Annotated in this window: 10 protein-coding genes and 3 tRNA genes; 6 read left to right on the top strand and 7 right to left on the bottom strand. The window is 52.5% G+C overall.

What is annotated here, in order from left to right; all coding sequences use genetic code 11:
* Positions 1–251 precede the first annotated feature (251 nt).
* Positions 252–476 (bottom strand): YgdI/YgdR family lipoprotein, encoded by a 225-nt coding sequence (locus QRY16_RS03680; protein ID WP_193405929.1) that lies wholly within the window; start codon positions 474–476, stop codon positions 252–254.
* Positions 477–698: 222 nt separating this feature from the next.
* Between QRY16_RS03680 and csdA the strand changes: the two genes are divergently transcribed.
* A complete protein-coding gene (gene csdA, locus QRY16_RS03675; protein ID WP_289775682.1) occupies positions 699–1,907 on the top strand; it encodes a cysteine desulfurase CsdA in 1,209 nt (402 codons plus the stop codon).
* A 1-nt stretch (position 1,908) separates the two neighbouring features.
* Positions 1,909–2,358, top strand: coding sequence for a cysteine desulfurase sulfur acceptor subunit CsdE (gene csdE / locus QRY16_RS03670; RefSeq protein WP_289775681.1), 450 nt, complete (start codon positions 1,909–1,911; stop codon positions 2,356–2,358).
* Here the strand turns inward: csdE and tcdA are convergent.
* Together tcdA and mltA are read right to left on the bottom strand one after the other, a co-directional pair.
* Positions 2,355–3,155 carry a tRNA cyclic N6-threonylcarbamoyladenosine(37) synthase TcdA gene (tcdA, locus tag QRY16_RS03665; protein ID WP_193405932.1) on the bottom strand — a complete coding sequence of 267 codons (801 nt, stop codon included), beginning with the start codon at positions 3,153–3,155 and terminating at the stop codon, positions 2,355–2,357. The genes csdE and tcdA overlap by 4 nt on opposite strands.
* Positions 3,156–3,203: 48 nt before the next feature.
* Positions 3,204–4,352: a murein transglycosylase A gene (gene mltA / locus QRY16_RS03660; protein ID WP_289775680.1), complete on the bottom strand. Its 1,149-nt coding sequence runs from the start codon at positions 4,350–4,352 to the stop codon at positions 3,204–3,206.
* A 204-nt stretch (positions 4,353–4,556) separates the two neighbouring features.
* On the opposite strand from mltA, the gene QRY16_RS03655 reads away from it, so the two are divergent.
* The 3 genes from QRY16_RS03655 to QRY16_RS03645 all read left to right on the top strand — a co-directional run bounded on the left by QRY16_RS03655 (position 4,557) and on the right by QRY16_RS03645 (position 4,885).
* Positions 4,557–4,633, top strand: a tRNA-Met gene (locus QRY16_RS03655).
* A 49-nt stretch (positions 4,634–4,682) separates the two neighbouring features.
* Positions 4,683–4,759 (top strand) — tRNA-Met (locus QRY16_RS03650).
* Between the two features lie 49 nt (positions 4,760–4,808).
* Positions 4,809–4,885, top strand: a tRNA-Met gene (locus tag QRY16_RS03645).
* 105 nt (positions 4,886–4,990) lie between these two features.
* Here the strand turns inward: QRY16_RS03645 and amiC are convergent.
* The gene (gene amiC / locus QRY16_RS03640) at positions 4,991–6,238 is read right to left on the bottom strand and encodes an N-acetylmuramoyl-L-alanine amidase AmiC (protein WP_289775679.1); all 1,248 of its coding nucleotides are present in this window, start codon (positions 6,236–6,238) and stop codon (positions 4,991–4,993) included.
* Between the two features lie 232 nt (positions 6,239–6,470).
* Between amiC and argA the strand changes: the two genes are divergently transcribed.
* Positions 6,471–7,799, top strand: a complete 1,329-nt coding sequence (gene argA / locus QRY16_RS03635; RefSeq protein ID WP_289775678.1) for an amino-acid N-acetyltransferase — start codon at positions 6,471–6,473, stop codon at positions 7,797–7,799.
* A gap of 39 nt (positions 7,800–7,838) precedes the next feature.
* Here argA and recD read toward each other — a convergent pair whose 3' ends face one another.
* Genes recD through ptrA form a run of 3 tightly spaced genes read right to left on the bottom strand, consistent with a single transcriptional unit; the run spans position 7,839 to position 16,104 of the window.
* Positions 7,839–9,680 (bottom strand): exodeoxyribonuclease V subunit alpha, encoded by a 1,842-nt coding sequence (gene recD / locus QRY16_RS03630; protein ID WP_289775677.1) that lies wholly within the window; start codon positions 9,678–9,680, stop codon positions 7,839–7,841.
* Positions 9,677–13,216 carry an exodeoxyribonuclease V subunit beta gene (recB, locus tag QRY16_RS03625; RefSeq protein ID WP_289775676.1) on the bottom strand — a complete coding sequence of 1,180 codons (3,540 nt, stop codon included), beginning with the start codon at positions 13,214–13,216 and terminating at the stop codon, positions 9,677–9,679. Before recB ends, recD begins: the two co-directional genes overlap by 4 nt.
* Positions 13,213–16,104, bottom strand: a complete 2,892-nt coding sequence (gene ptrA / locus QRY16_RS03620; protein WP_289775675.1) for a pitrilysin — start codon at positions 16,102–16,104, stop codon at positions 13,213–13,215. The genes recB and ptrA overlap by 4 nt, the downstream gene beginning before the upstream one ends.
* Between the last annotated feature and the right edge of the window lie 20 nt (positions 16,105–16,124).

Genomic DNA, 16,124 nt, shown 5'->3' with positions numbered 1-16,124 from the left:
ATTTGTCCATTGAGGAAGCTCCAGCAAATACCTATAGTTGCCGCACTTCCTGAGCCGGAACGAAAAGTTTTAGGATTTGTGAGTGAGTTCGCAGACTTTCCGAGAGCTTTTGGCTTGTGGTCGTGATGTTGTGTTTGCAATTTTGATCTGACTTTTACAGATCAACCTTTTGATTCCTGTAGATTTACCCTGTCTGTCCATAGTAAATTTTTAGTATAGCACCGCAAATTGCGGTGCTTTTTTTTACCTGCTTACTGATCTATTTCAACCATCTCTTTCACATCGGTGCGGTTAATCTGCTGTTTATTGCCATTGGCATCTTTATAGCGGATCATGCCGGTTTCATCATCGACCTGAGGTTTACCATCGGCTACGATGGTACGCCCGTCATTGGTATGCATTACGTAGTTGCTCGAACAAGCAGCCAGGGTAAAGGCCATCGTACACATGGCCAGCACTGCGGCGAGTTTTTTCATCTTCTATCTCCTTGCAGATTGATTGCATTAAACCACCCGCGTGACGCTGACCAGAAGCAGCAGATAAGTGAAATCGACTAAATAAGGTCTTATCGTTATGCGGGTTTGGTTCAAACCTTGCAATATTCAGCATAACGCGCTTTTTCAGCTTTGCCAGGCAGGGGCCCTTCTTTCGGCCTGGTCCTGTTTCTTATTACTACGAATTATTCTCAAGAGCCGAGCATGACCGCATTCAATCCCAGTGCTTTTCGCCAGCAATTTCCCGCGCTCGCTGATGCAGGTGTCTACCTCGACAGCGCCGCAACCACGTTAAAGCCGCAGGCTGTTATCGACAACGCGCAACAGTTCTACAGCCTCAGCGCAGGTACGGTACATCGCAGCCAGTTCGCCACAGCGCGTCAGCTTACCGAGCGTTACGAGCAGGCGCGCAGTCAGGTGGCTGACTGGTTAAATGCTGCTGATGCGCACCAAATTGTCTGGACGCGCGGTACTACCGAAGCTATCAATTTAGTCGCAAATAGCTGGTTGCTGCCCCGTTTACAGCCCGGTGATGAAATCGTAGTCAGTGAGGCGGAACATCATGCCAACCTGGTTCCGTGGCTAATGGCAGCGCAAACGCGTGGGGCCAAAGTGGTTAAATGGCCGATTGGCGCCGATCGCCTGCCCGATATTTCGCTGCTGCCGGCCTTAATGAACAGCCGTACGCGTTTGCTGGCGATTGGACAGATGTCAAATGTCACCGGCGGCTGTCCCGACCTGGCCCAGGCGATACAGCTTGCGCATGCGGTAGGCGCTAAAGTGATGGTTGATGGCGCGCAAGGCGTGGTGCACTGTCCGCCGGATATGCAGGCACTGAATATCGACTTCTACGCTTTTTCGGCACACAAACTTTATGGGCCGATGGGTATCGGTGTGCTGTATGGCAAAGCCGAACTGCTGGAAGAGATGGGGCCGTGGCAAGGCGGCGGCAAAATGCTGACTCATGTTGATTTCAACGGCTTCACATCACAACCCGTGCCCTGGCGCTTTGAAGCCGGCACGCCTAACGTTGCTGGCGTGGTTGGCTTGAGCGCCGCCTTATCCTGGCTTAAGCAACATGATCAAAGCAAAGCTGAAATGTGGAGTCAGCAACTTGCCAGTCTCGCTGAAGAACAGCTTACCGAACTGCCGGGCTTTCGCAGTTTCCGCTGCGGCAATGCCAGCCTGCTGGCTTTTGATTTTGTCGGCATTCATCACAGCGACATTGTTACGCTGCTGGCGGAACATGGTATTGCACTGCGCGCCGGCCAACATTGCGCACAACCGTTGATGGCAGCGCTGGGAGTCAGCGGCACGCTGCGTGTCTCCTTTGCACCCTATAATAATCTGCAAGATGTTGATGCATTGATTCGCGCCATGCGTAGCGCCATTGCGTTGTTATCGGAGCCTTAATATGAGTTCACCCCTGTTAGCGCCACATCCTTTTGGCGATCTCATCACCGTTGAAAGCCTGCAAGAAAAGTTTGCACATTTTCATCAGTGGGAAGATCGCTATCGTCACTTAATTCAACTCAGCCGCCAGCTGCCAGCGTTAGCGGAAGGGTTAAAAACGCCTGAAATTGAGCTAAGCGGCTGTGAAAATCGCGTCTGGCTGAGCAGCCAGTTACGCCACGATGGCACGCTGCACTTTTATGGCGACAGCGAAGGTCGCATTGTGCGCGGCTTGCTGGCAGTTTTACTTACCGCCGTTGAAGGCAAATCGCCGCAAATGCTTCTTAATACAGATCCTTTGCAGCTCTTTGATGAGTTAGGCTTACGCGCCCAACTCAGCGCATCACGCAGCAGCGGTTTACAGGCATTAGCTGATGCCGTTCAGGCTCAGGCGCGTAAAGCGTTGCCTTAAGCGTGGCGGGCTGCGCGCGCCAGAAACTTCTTCAGCGCATGTGACACAGCAACAAATCCAAACGTCGCGGTTACCATGGTGGCCGCACCAAAACCTGCTGCACAATCCATTCGTTTCGGGCCTTCCGCCGTACTGCGAGACGCACATACGCTGCCATCAGGTTGTGGATAAACCAGCGCTTCGGTAGAAAACACGCAGTCAATACCCAACTTCCCTTTACTGTTTTTAACCACCCCCAGTTGTTTCAGGCGCTCGCGCAGTTTGGCTGCCAGCGGATCCTGAATGGTTTTTGCCAGATCGGCGACCTGGATTTGGGTGGGATCGATCTGTCCGCCTGCGCCACCGGTGGTGACTAATGGAATCTTATTTCGACGGCACCAGGCGATCAGCGCGGCTTTGGGACGCACGCTGTCAATCGCATCAATGACGAAGTCATAACCTGCCGCCATCAGCTCGGCGGTATTGTCTGGAGTGATAAAATCATCAATACAAATCACTTCACAATCAGGATTGATTGCCCGCAAACGCACGGCCATCACCTCGGTTTTCGCCTGGCCGACATTGCCATTTAACGCATGGATTTGCCGGTTAGTGTTGGTAATACAGACATCATCCATATCAATCAGGGTGATTTTACCGATGCCGGTGCGCACCAACGCTTCTGCCGCCCAGGAGCCAACACCGCCGATACCAATCACACAAAAATGCGCGTCGGCAAAACGTTGCAGCGCATCCTGACCATAAAGACGCGCCGTGCCGCCAAAGCGCTGGCGCCAGGCTTCATTAACCACACTCATAATTGAACCTGTAAAGTCGTGCGGGCCAGCAGGCCCGCAGAAAAGAAATTAATTAGAACCTAACAGTAGTGAACCATTATTACCACTTTGCGGGTTACTGAAAAGCGGCTGTCCCGTACCGGGAGCGGCTTTTAAGACCCAGACGCGACCATAGTGATTATAGAAACCGGCAAGGTGCGCCGCATCCGGACCAATGCCCTGATAGATGTCGAAATGCTGGCCCTTTATTGCCCCACCAACATCCAGCGCTACCATCAGCCGCATTTCATATTTCCCGTTGAACTTGCCCTTCTCATTTAGCTGTGGCACTTCTGCCAGCAATACGGTTCCGGCAGGAATAATGGAGCGATCAGAGGCTACCGACGCTTTAGCGACCAGCGGCACCGCGCTTGCGCCGCGAACCGGTGTAAACTCTTCCGGCTTGAAGAACACAAATGAAGGATTCGTTTCCAGTAGCGCACGCACTTCCTGTGGCGAATGCTCCGCTGCCCATTGGCGAATCGCCTGCATCGACATATCTTCACGCTTCACTTCACCGCGATCGATCAGCTCTTTCCCAATACTGTGGTATCCCCAGCCATTTTTTCCCGCGTAGCCAAAGAACTTCATTGGGCGACCATCGCCAAAATCAACGTAACCGCTACCCTGTACGTCCATCATAAAGTTATCAATCAAGGAGTTGCTGTAAGCGATGACGTAGCGATCGTCAATGCCACCGCTATATATAGACGCACGGCTTGGCAATTTTTCGCCACGCTTACGGGGCGGCATCCGGTAAATAGGATACTGGAACTCTCCCTGTCGGGTATAACGCGCTTCCACTACTGGCGTGTAGTAACCGGTAAATTGCACGTTGCCGTAGTTGTCGGTGCCTTCCATCTGAAACGCATTCAAACCAAACTGACGCAACTGACGCGTATCGGCTCCGGCTAATAACCAGCTTTCAATCGCACTGTAAGTGCCGGTCTGGCGTCCATACAAACCCGCCGATGCATACTGAATCTGGCGCACCTGTTCGCCAAAATCCCTGCCATTAACCGGACGGCCTTTGGCATTAGGCTGGTTCACTAACGCTAAAGGTTGTTCAAGTTTGCCATCTTTATATTGTTGTCCACGATCGGTCGGTTTGGAACTACAGCCAGCCAGCAGCGCTAAAAATGCGCCAGTAAGTGCATACTTCTTCCAACGTCCTTTCATCATCATCTCTTTTTATAAAATGTTCGCCAGGCGACGATAGCAAAGCGTCCGACAGAATGAAATCCATCCGCTTTGACGCGCTTCACATCAGTTTACTTTTTCGCCAGATGGATGAAACCTTCAGCAAATAACTGTAAATTTAAACTTTTAGGTCAAAAAGGGGTTGCAACAATCATCACTCGGCGTATAGTGCGCTTCCACGGACGCGGGGTGGAGCAGCCTGGTAGCTCGTCGGGCTCATAACCCGAAGGTCGTCGGTTCAAATCCGGCCCCCGCAACCAACTCTTCTGTAGAAGAGACAATGTGAAAAGTCGCAATGCGCAGTACGGACGCGGGGTGGAGCAGCCTGGTAGCTCGTCGGGCTCATAACCCGAAGGTCGTCGGTTCAAATCCGGCCCCCGCAACCAACTCTTCTGCGGAAGAGACAATATGAAAAGTCGCAATGCGCAATACGGACGCGGGGTGGAGCAGCCTGGTAGCTCGTCGGGCTCATAACCCGAAGGTCGTCGGTTCAAATCCGGCCCCCGCAACCAATCATTTAAGCACCTGAAAGGGTGTTTTTTTGTTTCTGGAATTTGGCAATGTCTGGTTGCCATACGCATTGCCGAAAAAGGATAGCCAGGGCTATCCTTTTTTCTCTATTCGCGATGCGCCAGCGCCGCTCCGCTATCAAAATACGCCTTAATGCCATGCAGGATAGCCTCAGCAACCTGATGCTGATAGCGCGTGGTGCGTAGCTTGCGCTCCTCTTCCACGTTGCTGATAAACGCGGTTTCTACCAGAATTGACGGAATATCCGGCGCTTTCAATACAGCGAAACCCGCCTGATCTACGGTGCGTTTGTGCAAATGATTAATACGCCCCATGCGATGCAACACTTCCTTGCCAAACTTCAGGCTGTCATGAATGGTTTGCCGCTGTACCATGTCGAACATAGTGTGATCGAGATAGCGATCGCCACTCATGCTGACGCCCCCAATCAAATCCGATTCGTTCTGGGTTCGTGCTAAAAAGCGCGCTGCAGCAGATGTGGCTCCGCGGGTAGAAAGCGCAAACACAGATGAGCCACGCGCGGCCCGGCTGGTAAACGCATCGGCATGGATAGACACAAACAGGTCGGCTCGCTGCTTACGTGCCTTTGCGACTCTCACCCGCAGCGGAATAAACACATCTTCATTACGCGTCATATAGGCTTTCATGTTCGGCTCTTTATCGATTAATGCCTTCAGCCGACGACCAATCTTCAGCACAATATCTTTTTCGCGCGTTTTATATTTGCCATGCGCGCCGGGATCTTCGCCGCCGTGTCCGGGATCAATCATAATGATAATCGGTCGATCGCGACCGGCTTTGCCTGGCAGCGGGGCCTGAGCAGGTTCATTTTTTTCCAGGTCGCCCTGGTTGTAATCTTTCAGCAATGCCAGCAGCGGATCGTCTTCCGCCTGATCCTGACTGGGATAAAGATCAACCACCAGACGATGTTTGATTCCGGCAACGGGGGTAAGGCTGAATATTTTTGGCGACACGTTGCGCTTTAATTCCAGCACGATGCGCACGGTGTGGGCATCAAACTGACCCACACGGGCATTTTTGATAAAAGGATCGTCAACGCGAACCAGTTTATTAACGCCTTTCAGAACCGGATTAAGATGCAGACCGTCAATATCAATAACCAGCCGGTCGGGATGGCTCAGCGCAAATTGCTTGTACTTAAGCGGAACATTAGATTCCAGCGTCATGCGGGAATACGTTGAGGAAGGCCAGATGCGCACTGCAACGATGTGGCTGTTTGCCGCCATGCCGACACGGCTGACACTCAACAACAGTAATGCTCCCGTACCTTGTAAAAATCGTCTGCGTGAAAATAAGGAATTAACTTCGGACATGCCGCTCCAGCTGCTGTGTAATGTCTAAAAAAACGCCAGTTAAATATTGCGTGGCGAAAACTTTATCCAATCCCTGATGCGATGTTATCCTGGAAACTCCAAATAATGCAGGCTGTTAGCGGCTTTGGCATGCAAAAATTCGTAAATTAACGTCAGGATTAGCGCTTGCAATAACCTTCACAAAAGAATAAAAATACAAAAAATTCGAATAACCATTCACTGAGGGTTAGCCGTGAAGGAACGTAGTACTGAACTGGTTCAGGGTTTTCGCCATACCGTTCCCTATATCAATGCTCATCGGGATAAAACCTTTGTCATCATGCTCGGCGGTGAAGCCATTGAGCATGAGAACTTCCCGACCATCATCAACGACATCAGCCTTTTGCACAGCCTCGGTATTCGTCTGGTGGTGGTCTATGGCGCCCGTCCGCAGATTGATGCCAGCCTGGCAGAACACCAGCTGGAGCCGGTTTATCACAAGTTTACCCGGGTTACCGATGCGCAATCGCTCGAATTAGTGAAACAAGCGGCGGGTCGCCTTCAGCTTGATATTACCGCTCGCCTTTCGATGAGCCTTAACAATACTCCGCTGCAGGGCGCGCATATTAATGTCGTCAGCGGCAATTTTATTATTGCTCAGCCGTTGGGTGTGGACGTTGGCGTGGACTATTGCCACAGCGGACGCATTCGTCGTATCGATGAAGAAGCCATTCACCGTCAGCTTGATAATGACGCGATTGTCTTGCTGGGCCCGGTTGCAGTTTCTGTCACCGGTGAAAGTTTTAACCTGACGTCGGAAGAAGTCGCCACGCAGTTAGCCATTAAACTGAAAGCGGAAAAGATGATTGGCTTTTGCTCCGAGCAGGGCGTCATCAACAGCAAAGGCGATATTATCTCTGAGCTGTTTCCTAACGATGCCCAGGCGCGTATTGAAGCGTTTGAACGTGAAGGCGATTACCTTTCCGGCACCGTCCGCTTCCTGCGTGGCGCGGTAAAAGCCTGCCGCAGCGGCGTGCGTCGCAGCCATTTGATTAGCTATCGGGAAAGCGGAGCGCTGTTACAGGAATTATTCTCACGCGACGGAATCGGCACGCAAATCGTGATGGAATCCGCGGAACAGATCCGCCGCGCTACCATCAATGACATTGGCGGCATTCTTGAATTGATCCGTCCGCTGGAACAACAAGGCATTCTGGTACGTCGTTCACGTGAACAGCTGGAAATGGAAATCGATAAGTTCACGATTATTCAGCGCGACAATTTGACTATCGCCTGCGCCGCCCTTTATCCGTTTATGGATGAAAAAATCGGTGAAATGGCCTGCGTCGCAGTGCACCCGGATTATCGTAGTTCGTCACGAGGCGAAATGCTGCTGCAACGCGTGGCGCTGCAGGCGCGTCAGATGGGGCTGGAAAAGCTGTTTGTGCTCACCACGCGTAGTATCCACTGGTTCCAGGAACGCGGCTTTACGCCGGTGGATATTGAATCACTGCCGGAAAGTAAGAAAGAGATGTACAACTATCAGCGTCGTTCCAAAGTGCTGATGGCCGATTTAACTTAACACGATGCGGGCGGCAATGATGCCGCCCGATTTATTTGCTTAGGTCAGGCCCGCAAGGCGTTCCACCAGGCCACTGCGCCGCTGCGTTTGTAATGCAACCGCCCGCTGAAAAATCCCGAGATCGCTATAAAGCGTTAACCGTTTACGCGCGCGCGTGATAGCGGTATACACCAGTTCGCGGGTTAGCAGCGGCAAAAACTGAGCAGGCATGACTAATGCCGTATGTTCAAATTCCGACCCCTGCGATTTGTGCACGGTCATGACCCACGCCGTTTCATGCGAAGGTAAACGACTGGGCTGAACCGCTTTGACAGAGCCATCCGGCAGTGGAAAAAATACTTTTAGCTGATTTTCTGCATCTCGCAGCGTAATGCCGATGTCGCCATTAAACAGCCCGAGCGCGCTGTCATTACGAGTAATCATCACTGGACGCCCCGGATACCAGCGACTGCCTGTAACGGGACGGCGAATACGTTGTAGCTGTATTAATCGCTGCTCTACGCGCTGGTTTAATCCTTGTACGCCGAAAGGCCCATCGCGTAATGCGCACAGCAGTTGATAACGACCAAACGCCGCAATGATCTCCTCTGGCGCTGCGTTTTGCTTAATCAGTTGCAGGAAAGGCTGATAGCCTTGTACTACCTCATTCAGCATCAGTTGGTAGGCTTCGCCACTATCCAACGTTTGATAATGAATATCGTCAAACGCCGCAGCAAACACCTTCTCAACCTGCTGTATATCGCCCAGATTCACCGCACTCGCCAACTGACCAATGCCTGATTTCGCGTCGAAACGATAACTTTTTCTCAGCAGGCAAATGCTGTCACGCACCATAGGTGCCTGCTGGTGGTCTACTCCTTCCAGGGCGCAACCGGTCAGTAATGCCAACTGCTCAGCCCGTGCCAGGCTGTAGCCGTTTTCGCTACAGCGACAAATATCACCTAACACCGCCCCCGCTTCGACGGAAGCCAGCTGATCGCGATCGCCGAGAAAAATAACGCGCGCATGAAGCGGCAATGCGGCAATCAATTTTGCCATCATAGACAGATCGACCATAGAGGCTTCATCAACCACCAGCACATCAAGATGCAGCCGGTTTCCGGCGTGGTAGCGCAAGCGTTGCGTGTCTGGTTGCGCACCTAACAGGCGGTGTAAGGTCGTCGCTTCAGAGGGAAAACGTGCCCGCTCCTTGTCGCTGACAGATAATCCCTGTAAGGCTTTGCCAAGGGATTCCGTTAAGCGTGCCGCCGCTTTACCAGTAGGCGCGGCGAGCTGGATACGCAAGGCGCCGTCGTTCAGACGAATCATCGCTGCCAGTAATTTTGCCACCGTAGTGGTTTTACCTGTGCCTGGCCCACCGGAGATCACGGCAGTTTTTCGTGTTAACGCCACCGCTGCCGCAATTTTTTGCCAGTCGTCCGGCTGATTACCAAATAAGTCATTGAGTACTTCACTGGCTGTATGCGCGTCAAATACCGCGCTGGTATCCTGAAGCGAAAAGAAAGTCGCAACCTGCCCTTCACTCTGCCACAAGCGATGCAGGTAAAGCCGCTGATGGCTCAGCACTAATGGCGTGACCCGGCTGCCATCACTCACTGCGCTCCAGCTCGCCAGGCATTCAGACCAGCTTTCCGGTGCCCCCGCCGCTTGCCAGATCGCCTGGGCCAGGACGGGCTGACGTCCGGCAAACAGACCGGTTTCGCTCAGATTCACCAGCGGCAGGCAGACATGTCCTTCGCCCGCTTCCGCGCTGACACAGGCCGCAGCCAGTAATAAAGCGGGTTGCGCCTCATCTGCCAGCAGTCGGGCAAATTGAATATCTAAAGGACGCAGCAGGCGTTTTTCTACTGCCTGCGTGAGTAATGACATCATCTCAGTCATGACATCTCCCCGGTATTGCCAAATAACGCGTCAATTTCTTCAACAAAGGCTTCACCAGGGCGGGTGGCAAAGATACCGTTGCCAGGTGAATTGCCATCCATGCCGCGCAGAAACAGATAAAACACGCCACCAAAATCGCGCTGATAATCATAATCAGGCAGGCGATGCCGGAGATAACGATGCAGCGCCAGCGTATACAGCTGATACTGTAAGTCGTAGCGATGATCGATCATGGCCTGTTCCATTGCCAGTGGCGTGTAATCGGCATGGCTGTTACCCAGCCAGTTCGATTTATAATCCAGCAGATAATATTTCCCCTGCCAGCGGAACACCAGATCGATAAAGCCTTTCAGCATTCCCTGGACCTGGCGGAAATCCAGCGCGGGCGCCCGTTGCGACAGCGCATCGTGGCGACGCAGCAATGCATCCAGTGCTGTTGCGGTCAGCAGATTACTGATCGGCAAATAAAACTCCAGTTCGATCAGCCGCTGCTCCATTTTTATTGCTGCCAGCGTCAGTTTTCCATCGTTCAGCGGCGTGTGCAGGACGCGCTCCATCCACTGCTTCATCACCGGCAACCAGTCGAGAGAATAACCATTCTGCTGTAACTGATCCTCCAGCCAGATGTCGTCAGGCGGTTCCGCAAAGTCAATGGATTCAAATAAGCCATGCAAAAACGTGCCGGGTGCAGCACCGCGCGGGAAATGATGCGGTGTCAGCGCTGGCGCTTCATCGCTGCCCTCTTCGCCTGCGGCATCAATATCAAAGCTCGGCATAAGCTCCAGTAATGGCGAGCTACTGTGCTGCTGTAAACCTGAATAACTGGTTACGCGCCAGCTGTCTGCCAGCCCACGCGTCACGCTGCGGCTAGTTAGTGCCTCGTCAGAAACCCAGCCATTTTGCCAGGCTTCACCCGGTTGCAACTCGCCCGTGACAAGTTCAATTCCTGCACCGCTTAAAGTATGCAAATACTGGCTCAGCTGTATGGCATCTGCCGCTTTGCCGCGCAGTACCAGATAACCCAGTGCACTTTTATGCAGATCGCTTTCGCCTTCTTTTTTACGCGTCCCTTTAATTAACGGCGCAATCCCGACGCTGCAATGGTAAACCGAGCGCGTTAATGCGACATAAAGCAGACGTAAATCTTCCGCCAGCCGCTCTTCTTCTGCCAGTTCCATACTTTGCTCATCGCCCTGCACATCCAGCAGCGCGATAAAACTCTCGCGATCGTGATAAAGCGCGTTAGCCGCTTCACGGAAACCGGCGGCAAACGGTAGCCAGACCAGCGGATATTGCAGCCCTTTCGATTTATGGATGGTGACGATCTGCACCAGATGACGATCGCTCTCCAGACGAAGTTGCTGATTCGCGGCCTGACTGTTAGGCCGTGCAATTTGCTGAGCAAGAAAGCGCACCAACGCATGTGGGCTATCAAGTTGTATCGCCGCTTCCTGCAATAGTTCGCCCAGATGCATTAAATCCGTCAGCCTGCGCTCACCGTTTTCTGAGGCCAGCATGTTTTCCGCTAACTGACGCTTGATCATTACGTCGCGTAGCATGGGCAGAATGCCTCGCTGCTGCCAAAGCTGCTGCCATGCGGCAAACTGCTCAACCAGCGCATCCCATTCGCGCTCATTCTGGCTTAGCGCGTCCAGCGTAGCGGCATCAATGGCGAAAACAGAGGTGGCCAGTGCGCTACGCAACAGGCGCTCCTGCTCAGGGGCCTGAATAGCCTGCAACAGCCACAGCAGTTCACGTGCTTCCGGGGTGGTATAAACGCTATCGCGGCTGGAAAGATAGACGGAGGGAATCGACAATGCATTCAGCGCATCGCGAATCACATTGGCTTCATTGCGGCTGCGCACCAGCACCGTAATGTCAGATGCCTGCACATTACGCAGCGCATCGCCTTTGCCAAGCTGCGCACGCCCTTGTTGCCCTGCCAATAACCAACGGCTGATGTCAGACGCACACTGCTGCGCCATAAATTGTTGGTAATCACTTACACCCACCCCATCGCCGGGTTGTAACCAAAAGCGCAGCGCGGGTTGTGGCTGATGGTTGAAAACCAGATTTAAATTTTGATTCGGCGGCGCGGGGTTTACCGCTAAAAAAGGGATAGCAGAGAACAGAAACGGTGCATCAACCTGGGAAAATAACCGGTTGACGCTTTCTACCATTGCCGGTGAAGAGCGCCAGTTTGTGTCAAGAGTGTAGTGAGCACTGACTTCATTACGTGCGCGTAGATAAGTAAAAATATCAGCGCCGCGAAAAGCGTAAATCGCCTGCTTAGGGTCGCCAATCAGCAGCAATGCCTGTTCCGGTTGATTGATATACAGCGCGCGGAAGATACGATATTGCTGCGGATCGGTGTCCTGGAATTCATCAATCAATGCTACCGGAAAACGCGTCCGAATCGTTTCGGCCAGTAGCGCGCCGCCGGGCTGCTGCAATGCCTCATCCAGCTTGCTCAGCAGATCGTCAAACCCAAGGAGCGCACGCAGGCGCTTCTCGCGCTGCACCACTTCACGTACTTCAGTCAGTGCCTGAGAAATAACCACATCGCGAAGCGACAGCGGTTCGGCAAGGAACGCATCAATCGCTTCAAACAGTGCATGGCTTGGTGTCTCGCCTTTTTTAGTTTTCTCAACCAGAACCTGCTGACCAAAACGCTCCAGCTCTTTTGGCGGCTGATAATCCAGTGTTTCACTGGTCACCCATTGAGAGACTTTACTGATCCAGTTAGGCAGATGCTTGCTACTGTAGCTGCGTTTATCGACACCTGAGTTAGCAATAATCCCTTCTATATCGCTACTCAACGCCTGCCATTGCTGCTTAATTTCCGCTATGCGGGCAAGATTACTGGCATGACGCGATGCCAGGGTTTCTTCAGCAGCCGGTGGACGCTTAAGCGTGGGCGTTTCCCCTTGCAACCACGGGCGCAGCGTGGTCAGCAAATGGTCGGGGCTGCTCCACTCCGCCGCAATGACCCGGGCGATATCCAGTGACAAAGGATAACAATGCCGACGCCAGAAATCGGCAGCCGACTGTTTTAACAGCGCCTGTTCATCCTCGATCAGCTCCTGTTCAAATAACATGCCCGACTCGAAAGCATTCAGGTTAAGCATCCGCTGGCAGAAACCATGAATGGTAAAAATGGCCGCCTCATCCATTTGCCGTTCAGCTGCCAGCAGCTGCGAGGCAGCCTGCGCCAGATCGGGGATCTGCTCAAGCAATGTTTGCAGCATCGGATTGCTGCTTGTGCCACGCACGCAGGCCAGCCGCAGCTGGTGAATGTTATCGCGAATACGCCCACGCAGTTCGGCGGTGGCGGCTTCGGTAAAGGTCACGACGAGAATTTCTTCTACCGATAGCGGTCGGCTATAGGCATTCTCTTCGCCAAGTCCTAATAACAAACGCAAATAGAGCAAACCGATAGTAAAGGTTTTTCCGGTTCCCGCTGACGCCTCTATCAACCGCTCGCCTCGTAGCGGCAACGTCAGTGGATTTAATGGTTCGGGGCGTGGCTGCGTCATTGTGTCTCACTCTTCACCGGCAGCGACTGTTGCAGTTTCGCCACTTCATTCCAGGTTTTCCAGCCCGGTAAATGAGCGAATTCTGTTTTGGCTTCTCCGCTACCGGCAATTTGCGATGTCATGACCATGCCATTTTTACGCATCACTGCCTGGTGGAAAAAGTCCGCCAGGCCAGAAGCGGTTAACTGCTGAATCTGCTCAATAATTTTTTGCCGGGTATCGAAGGCATAGTTTTGACGATCAAAATCATGACTGTAGCGTGTCGCTTCTTCATCCAGCGTTTGGGGATGCTGTTGCAACTCATTGATCATTGCCTGCTGATATTGCGAAAAGTCTTGCTTGCTCATGTCACGCAAGCGCTTTTCCGCTTGCGGATAAAATGCCTGGTAGCGCTGCAATAGATAGGCGGGCTGCTTGCTGTTACTTTGCAGTAAGAAGCCGATCCCCCACTGCCTTCCCACCGGCATTTGAAAGGCAAATACCGCATAACCGAGCTGTTCTTCGGTACGCAGCTGGTTGTAGAACCACGGCTGGATAATTTGGCTCAGCATTGAGCTGTTTGCCATGCTCTGATATTCGCCGTAACCAAGCGGAATATAGAGCGCCGCCAGCGCTGAGTCAGTGCTACTGCCCGTTTGTTGCAGGTTGGCTTTGATCGGCTTGTCAAACGTCACGAACTTACTGTGCCAGTACTGCGAACCGTCGCTTTGCATCTGCTGCTTCAGATCGCGCCCCAGTTGCGTCACGCTGTCAGCACTTAGATTACCCAGCACCATCATTTCTGGCGTGGCATTGCGAATCAAGTTATCACGGTAAGTTACCACCTCTTTCAGCGTCATCGCACTCACCAGTTTGCGACGCGTTTCGCGCTGGGTATATGGCAGTTGCGACAGCATTTGCATGGGCTGAATCGCCTGTTCAAAAGCTTTACCTTTCTCTGCTGCCTCCAGACGTTCCAGATACCAGGATTTCGCCTGCTCAAGCTGCTGTTCGTTCGGCTGAAATGTTGAATATTTCTCTACCAGCTTTTTCAATAAGGTCGGTAAACGCTGAGTAAAGCCGCTGGCGCTAAATATCAGGCCATCATTTTCACCAGTGGAGAAACTAATGCCGCCCACAGACGCCTGTGAGTTCAGCTCATCCAGCGCCAGGCTGGAGAGATAGTCATTCAGACCAAACAGAACCTGCTGGCGCGCATTGCTGATCGCCTGCTTGTTTCGCAATGCCAGCGTGATGGTGGCTTTCGGTTCACTGGCGTAGTACTGGCTCGGCATCCAGTAGATCCGCATCCCGTAATTATTTTCCAGCTTCACCGGATGGTTATATTTTTTCCCGTCATCAGCGATTAAGGTGAAATCATCGGGTATGTAGGGGTTAAGAACCGGCATGGAAAGCTGAATCTTACTGGCACGCTGCTGCCAGTCGGCAAAAGTCTGCTGCTTAACAGAATCGACCTGATAAGGCGCATTAACAAAGTAAGCCTGCTTATTATGCGGCTCCTGTGGGCTGATGTACCAAATTCGCGCTTTCTCCGGCGTCATGCCGTCAAGGCGCGCTTTTATCGCAGCGGGATCGTAGTCATCCGCTAAATAAGGCGCATCTAATGTATGCTCAACAGGCACACGCAGCATGGTATCGGCTAGCCACTCGATGTAGTCCATGTCACGACTGATCGAGGGATAACGGAAATCCAGAGCCAATACATGCGACACTTCATCAAAATAGCGTTTATCAATGCCCTTCTCACGCAGCATATTGATGTAGCTAAATATGGCCGCAACCACGTCGTCACGCTGCGCCAGACCTTTGTCAGTCAACGATACCGTAATAGCAAATACGCCGCTGTTACGATCGGTCATGGGGTCTGCGCCCGCATTAACGTCGTCTGCTAAACCTTGTTTTTGCAGCCAGTCGGTTAAGGTATTTTTGCTGCGGTTGCTAAGCAGATAACTGATTAGCGTATCGGTTTTGCTGCGAAAGCGATCGCTGTTATTAGCAATGCGGAATTCAACTTTTAGCTGCTTACGCGGTTGCGCGGGTACGTAGTGAATAATGATACCCTGCTGTGCCTCCGTCACCACCGGCACGTTAATGGCTGGAACGCTGGCGTTATGATTCGAAACACGCCCGAAGGTTTTCGTCGCAATCGCAGCCATTTCCTTCAGCGGCTTATTACTGTAAATCACCGCTTTCATCAGGTTGGCTGAATAGTAAGTCTGATAGAAGTTTGTCAGCGCCTGATGCAGCTTGCTAGCAGGTTTATCTTTCAGAGTATCCAGATTACCGCCCGAAAAGCGCGAGCCCGGGTGGGCTGGGTTCAGCGTTTCCGCGCCAACCTGCGCCATACGTAAACCATCACGCGAGCGCGCCATTGTCAGCTCCGCATTCACCGCGTGCCGTTCGCGATCGGCATTTACCGGGTCAAGCAACGGTGCTGCCACCGCGTCCGCCAGACGATCTACGGCAGGTTCCAGCGAGTCGTTTTCAACCTCCAGATAAAATGCGGTGCGATACGACGCGGTGCTGGCATTGTGGCTGCCACCATGCTTCTTGAGAAACTCCGCAAGGTTATCGGGCTGGGGATAATGTTTCGAGCCCATCAATACCATATGCTCAAGATAGTGGGCTAAACCCAGCTGCTGATCAGGATCGTCCAGTGAACCAATAGGTAAGGTTAACGCCGCCAGTGATTTCGGGGCGCCGCTATCAGAGACCAGCAGAACAGTCATGCCATTGTCGAGCGTTATTGCCTGATACTGACGTGGATCGTGTTCACTTTTGTGAATGGTGTCATTGACTGGCTGCCAGCCCGATTTTACCTGCGCCAGTACGTGAAACGTCACCAGGCTAAACAAAACCGCCGCCAACCAGCGTGCGTGTGTACGCATGTAAACCCCTTATTACCCAG

The organism is Mixta mediterraneensis (assembly GCF_030283135.1).
Lineage (GTDB): Bacteria > Pseudomonadota > Gammaproteobacteria > Enterobacterales > Enterobacteriaceae > Pantoea > Pantoea mediterraneensis.
The sequence above is the reverse complement of the archived record's forward strand: the minus strand, read 5'-3'. Positions and strand labels throughout refer to the sequence as shown.

Bases quoted from the DNA above. Each gene is read 5' to 3' on its own strand.
- QRY16_RS03680 (WP_193405929.1), bottom strand. From the start codon at position 476: ATGAAAAAACTCGCCGCAGTGCTGGCCATGTGTACGATGGCCTTTACC.
- csdA (WP_289775682.1), top strand. From the start codon at position 699: ATGACCGCATTCAATCCCAGTGCTTTTCGCCAGCAATTTCCCGCGCTC.
- csdE (WP_289775681.1), top strand. From the start codon at position 1,909: ATGAGTTCACCCCTGTTAGCGCCACATCCTTTTGGCGATCTCATCACC.
- tcdA (WP_193405932.1), bottom strand. From the start codon at position 3,155: ATGAGTGTGGTTAATGAAGCCTGGCGCCAGCGCTTTGGCGGCACGGCG.
- mltA (WP_289775680.1), bottom strand. From the start codon at position 4,352: ATGAAAGGACGTTGGAAGAAGTATGCACTTACTGGCGCATTTTTAGCG.
- amiC (WP_289775679.1), bottom strand. From the start codon at position 6,238: ATGTCCGAAGTTAATTCCTTATTTTCACGCAGACGATTTTTACAAGGT.
- recD (WP_289775677.1), bottom strand. From the start codon at position 9,680: ATGACTGAGATGATGTCATTACTCACGCAGGCAGTAGAAAAACGCCTG.
- recB (WP_289775676.1), bottom strand. From the start codon at position 13,216: ATGACGCAGCCACGCCCCGAACCATTAAATCCACTGACGTTGCCGCTA.
- ptrA (WP_289775675.1), bottom strand. From the start codon at position 16,104: ATGCGTACACACGCACGCTGGTTGGCGGCGGTTTTGTTTAGCCTGGTG.